13 protein-coding genes, 1 tRNA gene and 1 pseudogene are annotated in these 20,184 nt (G+C 68.1%); 4 read left to right on the plus strand and 11 right to left on the minus strand.

All coding sequences use genetic code 11. The annotated features are described in order from the left end of the window. Positions 1 to 18: 18 nt before the first annotated feature. From IT182_04685 to IT182_04715, 7 genes and pseudogenes are all read right to left on the minus strand, one after another. Positions 19 to 1,890 (minus strand): acetylxylan esterase, encoded by a 1,872-nt coding sequence (locus IT182_04685; GenBank protein MCC6162629.1) that lies wholly within the window; start codon positions 1,888 to 1,890, stop codon positions 19 to 21. Further along, positions 1,887 to 4,436: a glycoside hydrolase family 95 protein gene (locus IT182_04690; GenBank protein MCC6162630.1), complete on the minus strand. Its 2,550-nt coding sequence runs from the start codon at positions 4,434 to 4,436 to the stop codon at positions 1,887 to 1,889. The genes IT182_04685 and IT182_04690 overlap by 4 nt, the downstream gene beginning before the upstream one ends. A gap of 4 nt (positions 4,437 to 4,440) precedes the next feature. After that, positions 4,441 to 5,817 (minus strand): DegT/DnrJ/EryC1/StrS family aminotransferase, encoded by a 1,377-nt coding sequence (locus IT182_04695; GenBank protein ID MCC6162631.1) that lies wholly within the window; start codon positions 5,815 to 5,817, stop codon positions 4,441 to 4,443. A gap of 111 nt (positions 5,818 to 5,928) precedes the next feature. Next, positions 5,929 to 6,036 (minus strand): annotated as a pseudogene (locus tag IT182_04700) (dihydrofolate reductase). 22 nt (positions 6,037 to 6,058) lie between these two features. Beyond that, positions 6,059 to 6,907: an arsenite methyltransferase gene (locus tag IT182_04705; protein MCC6162632.1), complete on the minus strand. Its 849-nt coding sequence runs from the start codon at positions 6,905 to 6,907 to the stop codon at positions 6,059 to 6,061. A gap of 104 nt (positions 6,908 to 7,011) precedes the next feature. Beyond that, positions 7,012 to 7,353 (minus strand): helix-turn-helix transcriptional regulator, encoded by a 342-nt coding sequence (locus IT182_04710; GenBank protein ID MCC6162633.1) that lies wholly within the window; start codon positions 7,351 to 7,353, stop codon positions 7,012 to 7,014. 200 nt (positions 7,354 to 7,553) lie between these two features. Then, a tRNA-Arg gene (locus IT182_04715) sits at positions 7,554 to 7,630 on the minus strand. 211 nt (positions 7,631 to 7,841) lie between these two features. On the opposite strand from IT182_04715, the gene IT182_04720 reads away from it, so the two are divergent. Next, the gene (locus IT182_04720) at positions 7,842 to 9,314 is read left to right on the plus strand and encodes a hypothetical protein (GenBank protein ID MCC6162634.1); all 1,473 of its coding nucleotides are present in this window, start codon (positions 7,842 to 7,844) and stop codon (positions 9,312 to 9,314) included. A gap of 60 nt (positions 9,315 to 9,374) precedes the next feature. On the opposite strand, the gene IT182_04725 is transcribed toward IT182_04720, so the two are convergent. Further along, positions 9,375 to 11,396, minus strand: a complete 2,022-nt coding sequence (locus IT182_04725) for a response regulator (protein ID MCC6162635.1) — start codon at positions 11,394 to 11,396, stop codon at positions 9,375 to 9,377. A gap of 232 nt (positions 11,397 to 11,628) precedes the next feature. Here IT182_04725 and IT182_04730 point away from each other — a divergent pair, with 232 nt between their 5' ends. The 3 genes from IT182_04730 (at position 11,629) to IT182_04740 (ending at position 17,176) form a co-directional block, all read left to right on the plus strand. Then, complete coding sequence (locus IT182_04730; protein ID MCC6162636.1) at positions 11,629 to 14,913, plus strand: TonB-dependent receptor; 3,285 nt, start codon at positions 11,629 to 11,631, stop codon at positions 14,911 to 14,913. A 205-nt stretch (positions 14,914 to 15,118) separates the two neighbouring features. After that, positions 15,119 to 15,979, plus strand: a complete 861-nt coding sequence (locus IT182_04735; protein ID MCC6162637.1) for a rhomboid family intramembrane serine protease — start codon at positions 15,119 to 15,121, stop codon at positions 15,977 to 15,979. 12 nt (positions 15,980 to 15,991) lie between these two features. Then, on the plus strand, positions 15,992 to 17,176 hold the full coding sequence (locus IT182_04740) for a rhomboid family intramembrane serine protease (protein MCC6162638.1): 1,185 nt from the start codon (positions 15,992 to 15,994) through the stop codon (positions 17,174 to 17,176). Between the two features lie 16 nt (positions 17,177 to 17,192). On the opposite strand, the gene IT182_04745 is transcribed toward IT182_04740, so the two are convergent. The 3 genes from IT182_04745 to IT182_04755 form a co-directional block, all read right to left on the minus strand. Continuing rightward, on the minus strand, positions 17,193 to 19,097 hold the full coding sequence (locus IT182_04745; protein ID MCC6162639.1) for a PQQ-binding-like beta-propeller repeat protein: 1,905 nt from the start codon (positions 19,095 to 19,097) through the stop codon (positions 17,193 to 17,195). 111 nt (positions 19,098 to 19,208) lie between these two features. After that, positions 19,209 to 19,784, minus strand: coding sequence for a hypothetical protein (locus tag IT182_04750; GenBank protein ID MCC6162640.1), 576 nt, complete (start codon positions 19,782 to 19,784; stop codon positions 19,209 to 19,211). Then, on the minus strand, positions 19,777 to 20,037 hold the full coding sequence (locus IT182_04755; GenBank protein ID MCC6162641.1) for a hypothetical protein: 261 nt from the start codon (positions 20,035 to 20,037) through the stop codon (positions 19,777 to 19,779). The genes IT182_04750 and IT182_04755 overlap by 8 nt, the downstream gene beginning before the upstream one ends. Between the last annotated feature and the right edge of the window lie 147 nt (positions 20,038 to 20,184).

The following is a 20,184-nucleotide window of genomic DNA, read 5'->3' on the forward strand; positions in this document are numbered from 1 at the left end:
ACCGTTCATCGTAGCACGTCAGTCGGCGACGACAGGTCGCGGCGCGACGAGGTGCGCGATCTGCGGGATGTCGAACTCGGTGAGCAGCCCGAACGTGAACATCTCCGGCATCTGCTGCGCGGAAATGTTGCGATCGAGCACCTCGCGCAGCGTCGGCCAGCCCTCATGCGTCCTGACGCCGGCGATGGCGTCTGGCTCGAGCGCCGCGGCGACGAGCGCGACGAGACTCGTCCGCGGTCCACGCGCGACGATCGTCACCGGAGCGTCGTGGCGGGCCTTCAGCCATCGCGCGGTCGCCGTCACCTGCCCGACCTGCACGCCGAGCGGGCGCTCACCGAGCGCCGAGACCAGGAGGCCGAAGAGGAAGTCGCGCGACCCGAGCGTCGACTCGCCGAGGTACCACGGATCCATCGCTGCCACGCGTTGGCCGACACTTACGAGTGCGCGCACGTCGGCGCCGGCTGACGCACGGCCGGTGTCGGCAATGAGCAGCGTGGTCCCGCTCGGCGCGTCTGGCGCGATTTCGGTCACGGGCACCGTCCAGTGATCGAGGTGCAGCTTCCATCGCGTGGCGGCGGGCGAAGAGCCGGCCTGCGCGGCGCGCGCCTCGAGCCGTGGGGCCCTGACCAGCGCCTGCAGGCGTTCGCGTGTAGGCGGTGGTGGAGCAGGGAGTGAGGCGAGCACGCCGCGCGCGAGGGTGCGGAAGTCGGCGTTGTCGGCCGGCACCGGGATCGTGAGCGTCGCGAGATCGCGAATCTCGGCCGAGACGTCGATCTCCGTCGGGTCGAAGCCGGGGCGCGAATCGAGCAGTCGCGTGTGGAGGAAGCGATAGAACGCCTCGCGGTTGTCGCGTTCGTAGTTGTGGCCCTCGTCGTGGTTGACGTGGTACGCGAGGCGACTGCCCGCGCCAAGCAGTGCGAAGGCCGGACGAGCCTGCTGCAGCAGCGGCCCGACTGCGTAGTCGGCGCGGAAGCAGCACGAGTCCTTCGCGTTGTGCGTGAGCAGCAGCGCGCGGGGCGCCATCATCGCCGTGAGGTGCGTGTAGTCGGCGAGCGTGGCGAGATCCGAGGGCGTCTGCTCCGAGTCGCCGAGATCCTGATCGGGCCACTGCGCACGCGTGACGTAGCTGGAATATCCCGCGACAGGCGCGGCCAGCGCCACGCGCGTGTCCAGCGCACTCAGCGCGATCGTCTGCCATCCGCCGCCCGAGAGTCCCGTCACGGCGATGCGTGATGCGTCAGCATGTGGTAACGCGACCGCGATGTCGACCGTGCGGCGCAGCGACTCGTAGAACACCGCCAGGCCCGGCGTGCCCACGAGATCGAGCTGGTTCATCCGGTAGTGCTGAAGGCCCTCGGTGGCCAGTTGCGTCTGGCCGATCCACTCGACGTTGATCGCGTAGAGGCCCTTGCGCGCAAGGTTGATGCAGCGAGCCTGGTGGTACGCATTGGCCATGCCCGTGCCTTCGTGGCCGTTCACGTTGATCACGACGGGGGTGGGCGACATGGGCGCGGGAACGGGCTCGTAGACGAGCGCGGGCACGTGCAGGCCGGGCACGGCCTCGAAGCGGATCCGGCGCACGCGGTAGCCGTTGGCGGGGATCTCGCCGAACGACTCGATGCGGACCGTCTGCGCGCGCCACTCTCGTGCCGTGCCGCGATAGACCACCTCATCGAGGATGCGCGCGCGCAGGCGCGCCGATTCGCGCTCCCATGCCGCACGGTCGGTGGGCACGTGCAGTACCGGCACCTTCGATGCGAGCCAGACCTGCGTGTCGACGCGCGTCTGCCCGCTCGCCAGGACCGGCCGCGCGAGTTCCTCGTCCAGGGATGTCGGCTGCGCGAGGACGCTCGTCGTGAGGGCAAGTACGAGTGCGGCGATGAGTCTCATGGTGCGCGCTCCAGCGCGATCTCGCGGCCAGCCGTCGTGTCGATGTCGTAGGTTGGCGCGAGCGTCGGGGGCTGACTCGGCCGCTGCAGCGCATCGCGCGGCGGTGGCGGGTAGAAGGCATTCGTCAGCGGGCCGGTTGCCTGAGCAAGCGCGCGTCCGTCGTGACGCAGAGGAACAGTGGTGCGCAGCCTGGCGGTGCCGCCGAGACGCGAGCGAAGGACGACCTTCTGCATGACGTTGTCGCGCCATGTCAGGTCGAGTTCGAAGCCGCCGCGCGCGCGCAGGCCGCGTGCCTCGCCATGGGGCCATGCCGGAGGGAGTGCCGGCAGCAGATCGATGCAGCCCGCATGACTCTGCACGAGCATCTCCGCGACGCCTGCCGTCACGCCGAAGTTGCCGTCGATCTGGAAGGGCGGGTGCGCGTCGAGCAGGTTGGCGTAGAGGCCGCCCGCATTCGACATCTGGACCGTCGTGGTTTCGACGAGCCGCAACAGCCGTCCGACGAGTGCTTGCGCATGCGCGCCGTCGCGCAGCCGCGCCCACGCGTTGATCTTCCAGGCCAGCGACCAGCCGGTGCCATCGTCTCCTCGCGATTCGAGGGAGCGGCGCGCGGCGGCAAACAGCGCCGGCGTGCCGTCGGCGGTGATCTGGCGGCCGGGGTGCAGGCCGAAGAGGTGCGAGAAGTGCCGATGGTGCGGATCCTGCGGAGGCCGATCGACACCCCACTCCACGATGCCGCCCTGGGCGTCGAGGCGATACGGTCGCAGCCGTGCGCGCGCGGTGTCGAGCTGCGCGGCGAACGTCGCGTCGATGTCGAGCACGGCGGCCGCCTGCATGACGTTTGTCGCAACGTCCCAGACGAGCGCGAGATCCATCGCGCTGCCGGCGGAGACGGCGGCAAGTCGTCCGTCAGGCTGTCGGAACCTGTGCTCCGGCGATGTCGACGGCGACGTCACGAGATACCCGTCGGCGTCCTCGACCAGCAGGGCGAGGCAGAAGCGCGCCGCGTCGGCCATCACGGGATACGCCGTGCGCAGCCAGGCCTCGTCGCCGCCGAACGCATAGTGCTCCCACAAGTGCTGCGCGAGCCACGTGCCGCCCATCGGCCACAACGCCCAGTGCGGATCGCCGTGACCGAAGTCGCCGACAGGTGCCGTCTGCCGCCACAGATCGGTGTTGTGATGGGCGGTCCATCCGTCGGCGCCGTAGTTCACACGCGCGGTCTTCCGTCCCGATACGGCCAGTTCGGCGATGGCCGAGAGCAGCGGCCGATGGCATTCCGCGAGATTGGCGGGCTCGGCGGGCCAGTAGTTCATCGGCGTGTTGATGTTGAGCGTGTGGTTCGAGCTCCACGGTGGACGCACGAGGTCGTTCCAGATCCCCTGGAGGTTCGCCGGCTCCGTGCCCTCGCGGCTGCTCGCGATGAGCAGGTAGCGGCCGTACTGCACGAGAAGCGCGACGAGCGACGGATCGGCGGCGCCGCGCGTGTGCAGGCGGACGTCGGTGGGCTGGTCTTCCGCGGGCGCGTCAGCAGGCGCTGACATGTGCAGCGAGAACCGCGACATGAGCGCGGCGTGATCGGCCACGTGCCTGGCATCGATGTCGTCCCACGTGCGCCGGGCCGCGGCTTCGACCGCCACACGCGTCGCTTGCGCGGCATCGCGCCCGTCGCGCACGGGATCGCGCCAGGGACCGTTGAAGCTCGTCGCCACGGCGACGAGCAGCGTGGCTGTCGTTGCGTCGGCAATCCGTAACGCGTCCTGCTCGGCGACCACCGTGCCATCGGTGAGCACACGCACGCGAATCTGGAAGCGCATGCCGCGATCGTCCGCGTAGCGCACGGGATCGGCGCGATCGTAGTAGTTCGGATCCACGTGCGCCGGCGCCCGCCCGTCGAGCACGAGGTCGGTGCCGTCGACGCTCGTGTGTCCGCGCAGCAGCGTGTCGAGCCGTACGGCGAACCGCAGCTGGCGGGCCGCGCTGCACGTGTAGCGCGCGGCGATGACCTGATCGGGATGACTGGCCACGTATGTCCGCGCGTACCGCGTGTCGCCCAACCGGTAGTCGACAGTGGCGCGTGCTGTCGTGAGATCGAGCGTGCGGCGATAGCCCGCAGATACGTCGCCATGCTCGAACGTCACGTGAAGGTCGCCTGCGGGCATGTACGACTGCGTGTACGGGCCCATCATCCGCTTGGCCACGGCATCGGCGTCGGCGAACTGCCCGGCGGCGATCAGGCGGCGGATCTCGGGAAGCGCCTCGCGCGCACCCGGGTTGTCCCAGGCGCTGGGCCCCCCCGACCACAACGTGTCGTCGTTCAGTTGCAGCCGTTCGAGACCCACGCCGCCGAACACCATCGCACCGAGGCGTCCGTTGCCGAGGGGCAGCGCTTCGATCCATTGGCGCGCGGCACGCGGGTACCACAGGACGAGTGGATCGCCGTCGCGTCCGGCCTGTGCGACCGAGGCCGTCTGCCGCGCCGCGTGCGCCAACGGCGCCATCGCCGCGGCGGCCGTCATCGCTTCGAGGAACGTGCGTCGATTCATGCTGTCAGCGCGTGGATGAGACCAGTCGCGCGCCAGCCGCCTGCACCTTGCGTATCGCCGTCACGATGTCGCGCATGTCATCCTGCGACCCCAGCAGCATCGTCTGCGTGAGCCACACGGCCTGATCGCACAACGCGTCGTTGCGCGGACACGCGGCATTGCGTTCGGTCAGCGTCGCGAGCGCGGCCTTCCCGTAGACGCGCTCGTATCCGCGTGACGCGAGGGCGTGTACCACGTTCGGATCCCGATAGAGCGGACGATAGCCGCTCGAGGCCGGCACACCCTCCGCGCGCAGGGCTTTCAGGAAGGCCTCGCGCGACAGCCCGCCGAAGCCAGCCGGGTCGTACCGGAACATGTAGAGGTGCCACGCGCTGCGCGTCACGCCCGGGTACAACCGCTGCGGCGTGATGCCGTCGACGGCGCCGAGTTCCTTCGTCAGCCAGGCGGCGTTGGCGTCGCGTCTGGACTGCTGCGCTTCGAGTCGCGTCATCTGCGCGGTGAGCAGCGCGGCCTGGAAATCCGTGAGGCGCACGTTGTTGCCCACGCCCCGGCTCGTCTCGCCAGTCCCCGGCAGCGCGGCGTTGGCGCTGTGGTAGGCGTACGCACGCTCGTACAGGCGGCGGTCGCTGGTGATGAGCGCGCCGCCCTCGCCGGAGTTCAGGTTCTTGCTGGCCTGGAAGCTGAAGGCGCCGCACGTGCCGAGGCTGCCCACCTTCCGCCCGCGCCACTCCGCCAGGTGCGCCTGACACGCGTCCTCGACGATGGGGACGTTTCGATCGCGACCTGTGGCGATGATGGTGTCGAGGTCGGCGGGCGTGCCGCCGACGTGCACGGGCACGATCGCGCGTGTCGCCGGCGTGATGGCCGCCGCGATGCGCGTCGCGTCGACCTGGAACGTCTCGATGTCCGTATCGACGAAGACCGGCAGCGCGTGCCGCTGGAGGATGACGTTGACGGTGGCGATGAACGTGTACGGCGAGAGGATGACCTCGTCGCCCGGGCCGATGTCGAGCGCGGTCAGCGCCGTCAGCAGCGCGCTCGTGCCGTTGGCCACGGCCAGACAGTGCGCGGCTCCCGTGAGAGACGCGTAAGCAGACTCGAACCCGTCGACGCGGCTGTTCCGGTTCCACCTGCCGCTCTCGAGCACACCCCGCAGCGCCGTGGCCTCCGTCGCGTCGCTCAGAGGCCACGACGGGAACGGCGCGGTGCGCACTGGCGTGCCGCCGAGCACCGCGGGTTCGCCTGCGGCCCGCGCAAAGACGGTGGGCGCGGCCGCACCCGCCGGCCGCGACACCGAGGCCGCGGCGGTCGTCGCCGCGGCCGTCACGAGGAAATCACGGCGCGAGACACCTCGCGCGGTCGTCCGATCGTCGCTCGTCATCACCCCTCCATGGCAGTCGTGCCGCCCGCAGTCTACTGCGGCAGCGCGGTGGCGTCAGCGAGAGATGTGTCGTTCGGCGCGTCGGGCGGTCAGACAGGCACGTACTTATCCCCGCGCCTCCGCGATGAAGTGGCGAAAGAGCGTACGGTCCGCCTCGAACGCCATGTGATCGACGTAGCCGTGCAGCGACTGGTTCATCCCGAACACGAGCGTGGCCATGGTCGATAGACCTTGCACCCTCTCAGCTACAGCAACCCGGCGGGCAGCACGCCGTCGCAGCCGGCTTCATCGCGCGAACGAATCCGCTGATGAACGTGCCGTCGACTTCCCGGGCCAGCGCGTCTGCATCGAGTCCCTCGCTGGCGAGAAAGGTACGCGCGTCCTCGAAGCTGTATTCGCGCGTGGCCTCGATGTCGATTGCCTCGAATCCGGCCGCCTTCAACCTGGCGATGTATTCCTGGTCGCCGAGCGCACCAGCCACGCAGCCGACCCACAAGTCCATGCTCTTGCGAATCCGCTCGGGGACCGCGCCTCGAACGACGACGTCCGAGACCGCGAATCGCCCGCCAGGCTTCAGCACGCGGAACGCCTCCGCGAGCACGCGGTCCTTGTCGCCCGAGAGGTTGATGACGCAGTTCGAGATGATGACGTCCACCGAGTTGTCGGGCAGCGGGATGCGCTCGATCTCGCCTTTGAGGAACTCCACGTTCTCGAGCCCACTCTTCTTCTTGTTCTCCTCGGCGATGGCGAGCATCTCGTCGGTCATGTCGAGACCGAACGCCTTTCCTGCAGGGCCGACGCGCCGGGCCGACAGAAGCACGTCGATTCCACCGCCCGAGCCGAGATCGAGCACGATCTCACCCGGCTTCAGTTCAGCCAGAGCAGTCGGATTCCCGCAACCGAGCGATGCATCGAGGGCCAGTTCAGGGACCTCGCCTTCCTGGGTCGCATCGTAGAGATTCGACGTGATCGGGTCGGCGCAATCGGTTCCGCCAGCACCGCCGCAGCAGGAGTTCGTGGTGCCGGCCCTGGCGCGCAGCGCGGCCTGGCCGTACTTTTCCTTGACGACGTCCGTGACACCTGTGCTCATGTCTCTCTCCCTTGCTTCAGCGACTGAATGACAGCCCCACCTCGCGCCGCTGTGGCGTTGTCGTGCTCACGCCACACCCGAACGTGCACCCGCCAAGGGTGCCCCTACCTGCACACGACGGCGATGCGTCCCGGTTCGACGGCCTTGTTTCTGGTGCAGCACTCCGCATAGAGGAAGCCAAGCAATTCCTCGAGAGCAGCGGTGTTGGCTCGATAGCGGATGAACGCCTTCTCGCGCTTGGCCGAGACCAGACCGTCGTTCTTCAGCTTCTCCAGGTGATGCGAGAGCGTCGAGCCACTCACTCCGGTGTCGGCTTGAATCTCACCGACGACGAGTCCCTCGGGATGCGCCGAGAGCAGAAGCCGAATGATGCGCAGGCGCGGTTCGGCACCGAGCGCAGCAAACATGTCGGCAAAGCGCGTGACCTCGTTGTCAGCGGTGAGCATGTCCACAATGCTGCAATTATAGAAATGTAGTTGTCAAGTGGAATGGGGCAGAGGGGATTCGAGTACGGCGGTGTCACCTGTGATCGGAATGGACCAAGTCAGGATGGTGCGCCCGGCAGGATTCGAGCCCGGTCGCGAGCCGGAGGCGGAGCCACGGGCCTGAGGCCGGCCGTGGCGCGACCATTTCGCCGAGGGCGACATGGTGCGCCCGGCAGGATTCGAACCTGCGACCTTTGGCTCCGGAGGCCAACGCTCTATCCAGCTGAGCTACGGGCGCGTGTGGCGTGATGGTGGCCCGTGGAGATGGGCCCTCGCACGACTGCCGGCCAGTGTACCACCTCGTCCGAACGGACCCTGCTGGTTGGCACAGCGATGGCGAGAACGTTCAGCGGTGCGTCGTGCGACGCTGTACTGCACTGCGGCAGGCGTGGCGGCAGCGAGGTTGAAATCCCTATTGTAAAGAATGATAAGAATGTAAAATCCGCCGCGTGAACGGACGAGCTGCCGACGCTGTGGCGCATGAGCCGGTCAGGAGCCCCAGCCGGGTTCCGGACGGCGTCCTCGATGCCTGCGTCCTCGCCCTCGATCTGGCCGTGGCGGCGACAGGCATCGCGCTCCTGCTGCACGCGCTCATCGGGCCCGTGGATCTCTGGCTGTTCAGCATCTCGGGGTTCGCCAAGCCGTTCCTGCAGTGTCTCGTGCTCGCGTCGGTTCGCGCCGCCGTTCCGCGGTCGTCTCCCGTCTCGACCCTCGTGGTCGTGCTCGTCGAGTTCGTTCATACCACCTGGCGGGCGTGGACCGGTGTGGGTGGCTGGACCACGGCCGCTCTTGATGTCGCGATCGTGCTGGTGTCCACCAGGCTTGTAGCGAAGGCGGTCGGCGTGGCTGCCGCGCTGGCCTATCCCGACTTCATCCCGCGTACCTTCACGCCGCCGTTCGAAGCGGTCGCCTTCGCGGAGACGTTCGCCGCGTGGGACTCGGCGTGGTACCTCGACATCGCGCAACGCGGGTACACGTTTCGCGCCGATGCGCCGAGCAGCGTGGCGTTCTTTCCGCTCTATCCGTTGCTGATCCGGGCCGGCGCCTTCCTGTTCGGAGGGGGGCCGCAGGCGTTCTGGCTGAGCGCCATCGCGCTCTCCTACGTGAGCTTCTTCGTCGCTCTCGTCCTGCTGCACCGATTGACGGAGCGGTGCTTCGGGAACCGTGACGCCGCGCGTCGCGCCGTGCTCTACATCGCGGTGTTTCCGTTCTCGTTCCCGTTCACGCGCATCTACACCGAGTCGTTGTTCCTGCTGGTCTCTGTCGGCGCCGTGCAGGCCGCCGTTGCGGGGCGCTGGTCGCTGGCCGGAGCATGTGGGGCGCTTGCCACCGTCACGCGTCCGAACGGCATCGTGCTGCTGGCGCCGCTGGCCATCATGGCGCTGCAGGCGCCGTGGGCATGGCGTCCGCTACTCGGTCGCGGGTTCGCACTGCTGGCCCTGCCGGCCGCGCTCCTCGGGTACTGCGCGTTCGTCCATGCGCTGTCCGGAGATCCGCTCGCGTGGCTGCATGCGCAGGCGCACTGGGGCTATTCGATCGGCAACGCGCCGTGGGCCACCGTGCAGCGCGCCCTCGAGAGCGTGGAGACGCAGGGTCTGTATCGATACCTCGTGAGCAGTCACGGCGCGCTCTACGCGTTCTCTCACGCCGCGATCGGCCTGGCGGTGGTCGCGCTCACGCCGAGCGTATTCAGGCATCTCGGACCGGCGATGGGCTGCTACGTCGCCATCGGCATCCTGATCCCCTTTTCGGGCAATGCGCTCGAGGGCATCGGTCGCTACGCCTCGACACTATTCCCCGTGTTCGTGTATCTCGGCGGCGCCGTGCGGTCGCAGCGCGCGCACGACGCGCTGTTGATAGGCAGCTCGCTCTGGCTCGCCTTGAACATCGGATTCTTCGTCACACAGCGCCCGGTCTATTGAGTCGGTTGCCGCCGCACTCCGACGCGCACGCCGCGCGCCGACGGCGAGGGCCTCGGCCGCTCAGCGCTGCGTTCCGGCCAGGCTCGCGACGGCCAGGCAGAGCTGGTCGCGATCGACGGGCTTGCCCAGGTGGAGTTGGAAGCCGGCGAGCAGTGCAAGGCGCCGGTCTTCGGATCGCGCGTACGCGGTGAGCGCGATGGCGGGGATACCGCCATGCGGCGCCGGAAGGGCGCGGATGGCGCGGGCCAGGGCGTAGCCGTCCCGATCGGGCAGGCCGATGTCGCTCACGATCACGTCCGGCTGTTGGTGGCCAAGGAGGGTCAGTGCCGCGTCGGCAGTGGCAGCCGTCCACACCGTGGCCCCGCTGTAGGACAGCATCGCCGCCAGCAGCGCCCGCGAATCGTCATCGTCTTCCACGACGAGCACGCCGATACCCGTCAGCGGCTGCTCCTCTTCGGTTTCGACGTGCGGCGGAGGCGGTCCGAGCGCATACGGCGCATCGGACTGTCGCACCGGCAGCACCGGGAGCGAGACCACGAATGTCGCGCCGCGTCCCTCGCCGTCGCTGATGGCCCGGACGTCGCCTCCGTGCAGTTCGACCAACTGCTTCACGATCGCCAGCCCCACGCCGAGTCCGCCGTAGCTCCTGGTGGTGGAACCATCGGCCTGACGGAAGCGATCGAACACGTGCGGCAGGAACTCCGGCGAGATCCCGATGCCGGTATCGGTGACGCGCAGCTGGTGATGTGATGCCGTGCGGTCGAGGGCGACAGTGATCCGGCCGTCGCGCGGCGTGAACTTGACGGCGTTGGCGAGCAGGTTCCACAGCACCTGCTGGATCCGGACGGGATCGCCCGCCACGGGCGTCGCCCCGCGATCGACGTCCAGCACCAGTCGCAAGCCCTTGTTGACGAGTCCGGGCTGCACCGATTCCACCGCCGCGTCGATGAGGGCGGGCAGCGACACCGGCTGGACGTCGAGGCGAAGCTTCCCCGAGGCGATACGGCTCAGGTCGAGCAGGTCCTCGATGAGTCGGGTCTGCAGCCTGGCGTTACGTTCGATGACCTCCAGTCCGGCTCGCGCGTCCTCGGGCATCGACGGGGAGTGCAGCAGGATCTGCGCCCAGCCGAGAATCGCGTTGAGCGGCGTGCGGATTTCGTGCGACAGGCCGGCGAGGAACTCGTCCTTGATCGCGCTGGCGCGCTCGGCCTCCTGTCGCGCCTCGCGCTCGGCGGCCAGCGCGCGCTCCCGCTGCTGTTCGTAGTGGCGCCGTTCCGTGACGTCGAGGAACGTGGCCACGCTGCCTCGGCTTGCACCGTGCTCGTCGAACAGCGGCGAGGCATGTTCGAGCAATCTCACCACGTCGCCGTTGGTGAACACGACGTCCACTTCCGCGTTCACGACAGGGCGTCCCGTGCGCGCGGCCGTCTGCAGGGACAACTCGTCGGCCGGGAGCTCCACGCCGTCGCGCAGCACGCGGAAATGGTGCGGGCGCTCGCCGTCGGGCGCCGAGAGCGAGGCGTTGACACCCATCGGCATGCGCAGCATGTCGGCCAGCGCCCTGTTGATCGTCATGTGCGAGGCGCACGCGTCGCGCGCGATGCCAATCCCGACCGGCACCACCTCCAGCAGCGTCTCGAGCTCCGCCGCGCGGTGTCGCAGGCTCGCTTCCTCGACGAGATGGCGTTCCTGTTCCTCCCGCATCGCCGTCACGTCCTGCAGCGATACGACGAATCCGGCCAATCCCTGCGCATCGTCGAGGCGCGCGACGCGGCCGCGTCCCCAGATCGCATGACCGTTGCGGCGGCGATGCTGGCGCGTGTACCGGAACTGGCCGTGCGCGGCCGCGTGTGCCAGCGCTGCTTCCGAGAGTCCCGCGTCGGCTTCCACGGCAGCGAAGAGATCAGCGAACCGGAGGCCCACGAACTCATCGGCGTGCCAGCCCAGCATGCTGGCGACGGGAGGCGCCCACGTCGCCACCCGGCCGTCGACATCGAGGACGAAGATGGCGTAGTCGGTCGCCTGTTCGACGGCGAGCGTGTAGAGCGCTGTCGGATCCCGTCGGAACTCGTCGATGCTCACGTGTGTCCTGGCCCTGGATGAAGTGGGCTCGATTCTACGCGGACGGTCCCGGAAAACCTGTCATGAAGAAATCTTCTGTTGACTCTATCGAAAACCGCTTCATGCTATGCCGCATCCGGCGAGCAGCAATGCCAGCGTGTCGCGAATCCGGGGTGTCGACGGGGCAGGTGTGTCCTCGGTCGCCTGTCGCGCGCGTGTCAACTGGAAGCGCTTGCCGGTCAGGAGGCAATTCGTGAAGCTGATTCGACCACTGCACCGCGTCGTGATCCCGGCCCTGGCGCTCTGCGTGGCGCTGGTTCCCGCCCTTGCCAGCGCTCAGGCCTTGTATGGCAGTCTGACGGGCACGGTGACCGACAACACCGGCGCTGCGATTCCCGGCGTGACCGTCACCGTCACCAACGAGGGCACCGGACTCAAGCTGGATACCGTCACCGACGGTGCCGGTTCGTATACCGTGCGCAACGTCATTCCGGGCACCTACACGCTCGGTGCGGCCCTGCAGGGCTTCAAGACATTCAGCCAGACCGGCATTCCGCTCACGGCCGGCAACATCCTGCGCGTGAACGCCCAACTCGAGATTGGCGACCTCACCGAGTCGATCACGGTGACCACCGAGGCGGCGCTGCTCAAGACGGACAAGGCGGACGTCAGCGTCGAACTGCAGCCCAAGGTCATCACCGACCTGCCGCTCAACCAGTACCGCAACTATCAGGCACTGATGAACCTCGTGCCGGGGGCCACGCCGGGCGTCTACCAGAACTCGACGGGCTCGACGCCGCAGCGGTCGCTCCGCACGTTCGTCAACGGCACGAATCCGAACAACAACAGCACGCGCATCGACGGTGCGGCCAGCATCAACATCTGGCTGCCGCACCACTCGGGCATGGTGGCGTCTGCCGAGACGGTGGAGAACGTCAACATCGTCACCAACAGCTTCGATGCCGACACCGGCATGGCTGGCGGGGCCGCGATCGCCGTCGTCACCAAGTCGGGCACCAACGACCTGAAGGGGTCGGCGTTCATCTTTCACAACAACGAGACGCTGAACGCCAACACGTTCTTCAACAACGCCAACAAGCTGAGCAAGCCCGAGATCAGCAGTTCGATTTTCGGCGGCACGCTGGGCGGGCCGATCGTCAAGAACCGCTTCTTCTACTTCGGGTCCTACGAGCGGTATCAGGAGGAACGGGGCCTCCAGAGCACGTACACCGTGCCGACGGCGGCGATGCGGAACGGGGACTTCAGCGAACTGCTGGCCCGATACCCGAACTTCCGGATCTACGACCCGCTCACGGGCGACGCGAGCGGCGCCGGCCGCAGCGTGTTCGCCGGCGCCAGGGTGCCGAGCGACCGGATCAGCCCCATCGCGCGACGCATTCAGGAGGTGTACCCGATGCCGAACTCGTCGGCCGACCTGAACGCCAACGGGATCGCCGACGACTTCGTCACCGCGCGCCAGTCGATCTTCAACCGAGACAACTACGACGCGAAGGTGACGTTCAACCGCTCGAACTCGCACCAGATCTGGGGCAAGATCTCGTACCTCAAGGCCGACGTGCAGGACTTCTTCCAGCTCGGCTTCGACGGTGCCGGCCCCACGCCGACTACCGTGACCGCCCCTGTCGTCGGTCACACGTGGACGCTCACGCCCACGCTCATCCTCGACGGCAGCTTGGGCGTGACGCTCAACAAGCAGGAGGGCATCGCGCCCGACTACGGGACGAACTACGGTCTCGAGTGGGGCATTCCGGGTACCAACGGCCCCAGCCCCCGCGAGAGCGGCATGCCGCTCATCAGCACGGGCCTGAGCGCCATCGGGAATCCGTCCTCGTGGAATCCGTACTTCTACACGACGTCGGTCTACTCGTTCACGCAGGCGCTGACCAAGGTGGCGGGGCGGCACGAACTGCGCTTCGGCTACGACATGAACTACCTCGAGATGAACCACTGGCAGCCCGAGATCGGGTCCGGGCCCCGGGGTGCGTTCACCTTCGGCGGCAACACCACCAGCGCCCCTGGATATCAGCCGGTCGGTGGCTGGAACGGCTACGCCGGCTTCCTGCTCGGCCTGTCCTCGTCCTATGGCAAGAGCGTGCAGGCCGAGGAAATGACCACGCGCGAGTGGCAGCACGGCTTCTACATCCGCGACCGCTGGCAGGTGAACGACAAGCTGACGCTCAACGGCGGACTGCGGTTCGAGATGTATCCGGTGATGACGCGCGCCAATCGCGGTATCGAGCGCCTCGACTTCAACACATGGAACGTGCTCATCGGCGGCATGGGTGGCAACCCCAGCAACGTGGGTGTCTCGCCCAAGCCGCTCTACGTGGTCCCGCGTCTCGGTGGCGCGTACCGCGTGGACGACCAGACCGTGATCCGTGCCGGGTACGGCATGACGATCAACCCGCTGCCGTGGTCGCGCCCGCTCCGCGGGTTCTACCCGTTGACCATCGCGTTCGGCAACTCCGCGACGGGGTACAACTACATCACGTCGCTGGAACAGGGAATTCCCGTGCTCCCGACGCCTGATCTGACCTCGGGTGCAGTCCCGCTGCCGTCGGGTGTGAACATGCGCACGCCCAATCCCGACAACGTCGACCGCGCGACGCTGCACCAGTGGAACCTGACGTTCGAACGGCGCCTGCCGCTCGACATCGTGACGAGCGTCGCGTACGTGGGGACGCGGACCAACGGCGGTTACGCCGACATCGACAGGAACTACGCCGATCCGGGCACCGGCAACGCCGGGCGTCAGTACTTCGCGCGGAGTGGTGCGGCGCAGATCCTCGACTGGGGTGCGTGGACCACGAACAAGTACCACTCGCTGCAGGTGGCGGTGAACCGGCCGTTCAAGAACGGACTGCTGCTCAAGGGCGCCTACACCTGGAGCAAGGCGATGAACATGGCTGACGAGGACGGCTGGACCGGTCTCACCTGGAACCACCCGACCCAGTTCGACCGCAACTACGCCCGTGCCGGCTACGACCGCACGCACGTCTTCCAGATGGGCGTCGTGTACGAGCTGCCGTTCCTGCGCGAGAGCACCAGCCCGGTGGCCTACATCATCAAGGACTGGCAGGTGAACGGCATCTTCTCGGCGTTCTCGGGCACGCCGTTCACGATGGGGGGCAACAACCCGACGCTCAACGCGCCGGGCGCCGGCTCGATCACGATCAACCAGAGCGCCGACCTGACGCGGATCAACGATCCGGGCCGCGACTCGAAGTTGTGGGACGACTCGGTCTTCACGCACCCGACAGGGCTCACGTTCGGCAACAGCGGGCGCAACGCCTTCCGGTATCCGGGTGTGTGGAACCTCGATCTCTCGCTGTTCCGCAACATCCCGATCGGCCGCTACCGGTTCGAGATTCGCGCGCAGGCGTCCAACGTGTTCAACCACACGCGCTGGATTGCGATGGACACGGGCCGCAACAGCCCGACGTACCTGCAGTTCGTCTCGTCTGGTGCCACCGACGCCTCACGCGTCATCCAGCTCGGGTTGCGCTTCCAGTTCTAGCAGGCCTCCGGTCCTTCGGACCTCGGCCTGCAACGTTCACCTGCCACGGGGCCGCACTGACTTCAGGGTCAGCGCGGCCCCGCGCCATGAGTGCTGGCCCGTCTCCGGCCCGTCACCCTCGCTCGGGATGGAGCGAACGGGTTTCAACCCGTTCGTCAGGTTGTCCGCGCGTGAGCCGGACCCACTTCAGCCGATAATCGGCGTCATGTTCTCTCGACAGAAGCAGGGTGCCGTCGTCTGCACCAGTTGCGGGACGCTCGTGGGCGTCAACGATCCCACGTGCCTGAACTGCGGCCGGCGCAATCCCGGCCTCTGGGGCTACGCGCCCGTCCTGCGCCGGCTGGGGCAGGACCTCGGCTTCGTGCAGTTCATCACCGTCAGCTGTGGCGTGCTGTACGTGCTGACCCTGCTGATGTCGAGCGGCGGGCTCGGCGGCGGTGGCATGTTCTCGCTGCTGGCGCCGGACCTCCCGAGCCTCTTCCTCTTCGGCGCGAGCGGCGCGGCACCCGTGTTCGGCTACGGACGCTGGTGGACGGTGCTGAGCGCGGGCTGGCTCCACGGCGGATTGCTGCACGTGGTCTTCAACATGATGTGGGTGCGGCAGCTCGGTCCTGCCACCGCCGACATCTACGGCCCCGGCCGCACCGTCATCCTGTACACCATCGCCGGCGTCTGCGGCTTCGTGGCCAGTTCCGTCGCGGGGTTGTGGCTCACGTGGTTCCCGCTGCCGATGTTGCGTGGCGCACAGTTCACCGTAGGGGCGTCAGCGGCGATCTTCGGCCTGCTCGGCGCGCTCGTCTACTACGGGCGACGCGGCGGCAGCAGCGCCGTCGGCAGCCAGGCGCTCGGCTATGCGCTGATGCTCGGAATCTTCGGGTTCATCATGCCGGGCGTGGACAACTTCGCGCACGCGGGTGGCTTTGTCGGCGGCTATCTCGCGGGCCTCATCATGGACCCGCTGCGCCCCGAGCGCATCGACCACCTGCTCGTCGGCCTCATCTGCCTCGTACTGTCCATGATGGCCATCGTGGCGTCGGTCCTCGTGGGACTGCCCACCGTCGGGTAATCAGGAGGTTTCGTGTTTCCGCTCAGCGACGCTCCGAATCCGACGCGCACGCCCATCGTCACGTACCTGCTGATTGCAGCCAACGTGATCGTGTTCCTGCTGTACACGCTGCCCCTGTCGGGGCAGGCGCCGTCGCCGGACGACCCGCGCCTGGCGGCGTACCTCGAGGTGATACGGCAGTCGCTGCCGCCGGGCGTGTCCCTGCGAGAGGCGCTCCAGTCGATCTCGGCATACGACCTGTTCGTCTTCGAGCATGGCTACAAGCCCGGCGCCGCGAGGTGGAGCGACCTGTGGTCGGCCATGTTCCTGCACGCCGGGTTCATGCACCTGTTCGGCAACATGCTGTTCCTCTGGATCTACGGCGACAACGTGGAGTACCGGCTGGGACGCGTCCGCTACCTGCTGGCGTACCTGCTCACGGGCGTCGCGGCCACGCTGGCGTTCGCCGTCATGGCGCCGACGTCGCTGATTCCGATGGTCGGGGCGTCAGGTGCGATCTCCGGCGTGCTCGGGTTCTATTTCATCTGGTTCCCGCGCAACGTCGTTCGCGTGCTGCTGATGTTCTTCCCCATCTTCATGCGCGTCGTGGAAGTGCCGGCGCGCATCGTCCTCGGGATCTATCTCTTCCTCGACAACCTCGTGCCAATGCTGGTCCAGGGTTCGGGCGGTGGTGGTGTGGCGTATGGCGCGCACATCGGTGGTTTCGTCGCCGGAGTAGCCATGGCGTGGGCGTGGTCGCGCCGCGAGGTCGATCGCACGCCAACGGAGTACAGGGCGGAGGCGCGTGCCATCGCGCAACCCGAGTCGGCCCTGGCGCAGGCGCGTCGCACCGGCGACATGGACGCCCTCGCGCGTGCGTACTTCTCGATGCCGGTGAAGCGGGCGGAAGCTTCGCTCGATCCGAGCGAGACACTCGGACTCGGAGCGTGGCTGGCCAACCACGGACACGGCCAGGCCGCCGTCGCTGTCTACAGCCGCTACCTGCAGGCGCACCCGACGGGACCAGACGCGGCCGCCGCGCACGTCGGCGCCGGCATGACTCTGCTGCGCGTGCTCCATCAGCCCACGCTCGCGTATCAGCACTTCGCGAACGCGATGCGCCTGGCGCCAACCGGGAACGTGGCGGCACAGGCGCAGGCAGGACTGGCCGCCGTGGCGGCCCAGCAGAAGTTCCCGGCGCGCCGCTTCGCGGGCTGACGCGCCGGGGCCGTAATCAGTGAGGGAGCGCGTAGGCGACCAGGCCTGTCGGTCCCGTGTGCGGCGTGGGCACGGCGCCAGGACCCGTCGGCTGCGTCGCCGACGCGTGGACGAGGAGGTACTGCCGTCCCCCGTGCTCGTACATGGCCGGCCCGCCGCTGGTCGGCCCGCCGAGCGGGAACGTGGCGAGCTCGTTGCCGTCGCGGCTGTCGTACACGTGCACCTTGCGATCGGCGGCCGTCGCGAACAGCAGACCCGTCGATGTCACGATGAGACCGCCCTTTGTCGACGCGGCGGATCCGGTCCCCGTGATGCCGAGCGGCAGCAGGCGCAGATCGTCGCCAAGACCCTTCTGCCAGGCGATGTCGCCGGTGTTGAGGTCGTACGCCGTGAGCGTGGTGTACGGCGGCTTGATGATGGTCGGATACAGGCCGAACCCGTCGGTGACGGGGTAGCCTTCCCTGACAACCTCCTGAGGCGCGCCCGCGCGCGCGGGACGGGTCTCGCCCGGCTTCATCAGGCGGATCAGCGTGGGGATGTTGAAGCCGATCACGTACACGCGTCCGTCGCGCGGGTTGGCCGCCGTGCTGCCCCAGTTGGACCCGCCCTGGTTGCCCGGCATGTGTACCACTTCCTCGAAGCCGATCGGTGTGAACGGACCTTCGTTGCGCGCTTTCGCGACGCGCTCCTTGAAGCGTGCGCGCTCCTCGGGCGTCAGGATGTAGGGATTGATGTCTTCTGCCGTGAACGACTGCCGCGAGAACGGTGCCGGCCGAGTGGGGAACGGCTGCGTGGGTGACAGCTTCTCACCGGGCACGCTCGTGCCCTGGGGTACGGGGCGTTCCTCGATCGGCCAGATCGGCGCGCCCGTCTCGCGGTTGAAGACGTACAGGTAGCCCGTCTTGCCCGCCTGTGCGACCACGTCGATGGCTTTGCCGTCGTGACGGACCGTGGTGAGCTGCGGCGCCGAGTTGTTGTCGACGTCCCAGATGTCGTGATGCACCGTCTGGAAGTGCCAGCGACGCTGGCCCGTCCGCGCGTCGAGGGCGATGACGCTGTCGGAGAACAGGTTGTCGCCGTTCCGGTAGCCGCCGTAGAAGTTGTACTTCCCGCTGCCGGTCGGTACGTACACGATGCCGCGCGCGACGTCGACCGACGACTCGGCCCAGTTGTTGGCGCCGCCGACCGTGGCGCGCGCGTTGACGGGCCACGTGTCGGCACCAAGTTCACCGGCGCGCGGGATCGTCCTGAACGACCACACGAGCGCGCCCGAGCGTACGTCGTAGGCCCTGATGTCGCCAGGGGCCGACGTGTACTCGCGGTTGGTCGCAGACCCCATGATGATCAGGTTCTCGAAGATCCGCCCCGGAAGGCGACTCTGCTGGACCACGTCGGCGGGATCGCGATCGAGGCCCTCGCGCAGGTCGACTTCACCGTTGCGGCCGAATGTCGGGATCGGCTTGCCCGTCCGCGCGTCGAAGGCGCGGAGGCGATCGAGCGTGCTGAAGAAGAGGCGCCGATCGCGGCCGTCGGCGCTCTCCCAGTAGTTCATCCCGCGGATGAGGAAGGCCTGGACGGGCTCCGAGACCCACAGTTCCTTGCCTGTTGCTGCGTCGAGCGCGACGATGCGGTTGCCACGTGCGCGCGAATAGACGACGCCATGGACCATCAGGGGATTGAAGTCCGTGTCGCCGTCGGGATACGTCCACGCCACCTGCAGCGTACCGACGTTGTCCCTGGTGATCTGCGTGGCGTCGACGAACCGCGAGCTGTCGGGTCCACCCGCGTAGTCGCGCCACTCGCGCGGGGCCGCGCCCTGTCCGGCCACGTGCGCCGACCCGGTCAGCGCGACGAGTACCCCAACTGCCACTCCCAGCCCCGCGGCCCATCGTGCGGCCGGCCTCACGTGCGAATCGAGCATCGACACCGATCTCCTTACTCGCGCGTCAGTGTATCTCCCTCCGCCCTCGTGCCCCCCTCCTCGTCCTGCGTCCCGTCCTCCACGTCCGCTGTCGGTGGTCCGCCATCCTTCTCAGACGGCATACGCGGCCTGCGTGAGCAGGGCCAGTTGTCTCGCTCCGTATGCCGCCGCGTCGCGGCCGCGCGACGAGGCCACTTCGGTGATGGCTTCACCGAACACGTCGACCAGTTCCTGCCACGTCACCACGCCGACGGCCACGCCTTCCGAACCCGCCGGGCCCATGCGCAGTCGCGGCAGGAGTTGTCGCACGTCGGTCATCGCGTGCGGCGTGACGAAGATGGCCGCGCATGCGGGTCGCCCCGCCGACCGCACGAATCGCTGGAGCGCCCGCCGGGCGTCGGCCAGGTCCACACGCCCGTCGCCGTGCCACACCCAGGGAATGAGGCCCCACACCATGACGTCCGTGGTGAGGACCCAGGTGGCGGGCGGGCCCGGCTGGCGCCAGGCCTGCACCTGCTGTGACTCGCGCGGGATGATCGGCATGGTCTCGAGCGACCAGGCGCGGGCGGCCAGGCGGCGCTGCCAGTAGCCGATGGGCAGGGCCGCGAGCACGTGCGCGGCCACCTGCGTCGCCATGGCACCGCGAATTCTCAATGCGTCGACGGGTTGCAGATCGAGGCTACGCACGATCGTTCGCCTCCGCGTGTTGGCGCAGGAACGTCAGCGACCCCGCCGTCTCGCCGAGCGACAGCCGGGCCTGCGCCCAGAGGCCGACGGCCTCGTGCCGCGGGCAGGACTCGGTGTCCTCGCACGTGCAGTCCGGAGACGCGGCGCCGTGGCGACGGACGTGGGCGACCATGCGGTCGTGCCAGGAACAGAGTTCATCGATCAACTCGGCGGCGCCGGTCGACGAGATCAGGTACCGATACGGGTGAGTCACGAGATGGACCTCCGCCCGGGCGGCGCCGGCGCGTCAGGAGACGCACGCGAACGTTCGCTCGGGTGAGCAACGAAACTTGAAAACGGATCGAAGGGAGGCTTAGGGTCGCCGGCGGCGGCTCAGGGGGAGCCGTGTTTTACCGACGAC

The organism is Acidobacteriota bacterium (assembly GCA_020845575.1).
GTDB lineage: Bacteria > Acidobacteriota > Vicinamibacteria > Vicinamibacterales > Vicinamibacteraceae > Luteitalea.

What these genes read in the sequence shown, in the direction of transcription:
- IT182_04685 (MCC6162629.1), bottom strand. Translation starts at nt 1,890, where the DNA reads ATGAGACTCATCGCCGCACTCGTACTTGCCCTCACGACGAGCGTCCTC.
- IT182_04695 (MCC6162631.1), bottom strand. Translation starts at nt 5,817, where the DNA reads ATGACGAGCGACGATCGGACGACCGCGCGAGGTGTCTCGCGCCGTGAT.
- IT182_04690 (MCC6162630.1), bottom strand. Translation starts at nt 4,436, where the DNA reads ATGAATCGACGCACGTTCCTCGAAGCGATGACGGCCGCCGCGGCGATG.
- IT182_04745 (MCC6162639.1), bottom strand. Translation starts at nt 19,097, where the DNA reads ATGCTCGATTCGCACGTGAGGCCGGCCGCACGATGGGCCGCGGGGCTG.
- IT182_04710 (MCC6162633.1), bottom strand. Translation starts at nt 7,353, where the DNA reads ATGCTCACCGCTGACAACGAGGTCACGCGCTTTGCCGACATGTTTGCT.
- IT182_04705 (MCC6162632.1), bottom strand. Translation starts at nt 6,907, where the DNA reads ATGAGCACAGGTGTCACGGACGTCGTCAAGGAAAAGTACGGCCAGGCC.
- IT182_04735 (MCC6162637.1), top strand. Translation starts at nt 15,119, where the DNA reads ATGTTCTCTCGACAGAAGCAGGGTGCCGTCGTCTGCACCAGTTGCGGG.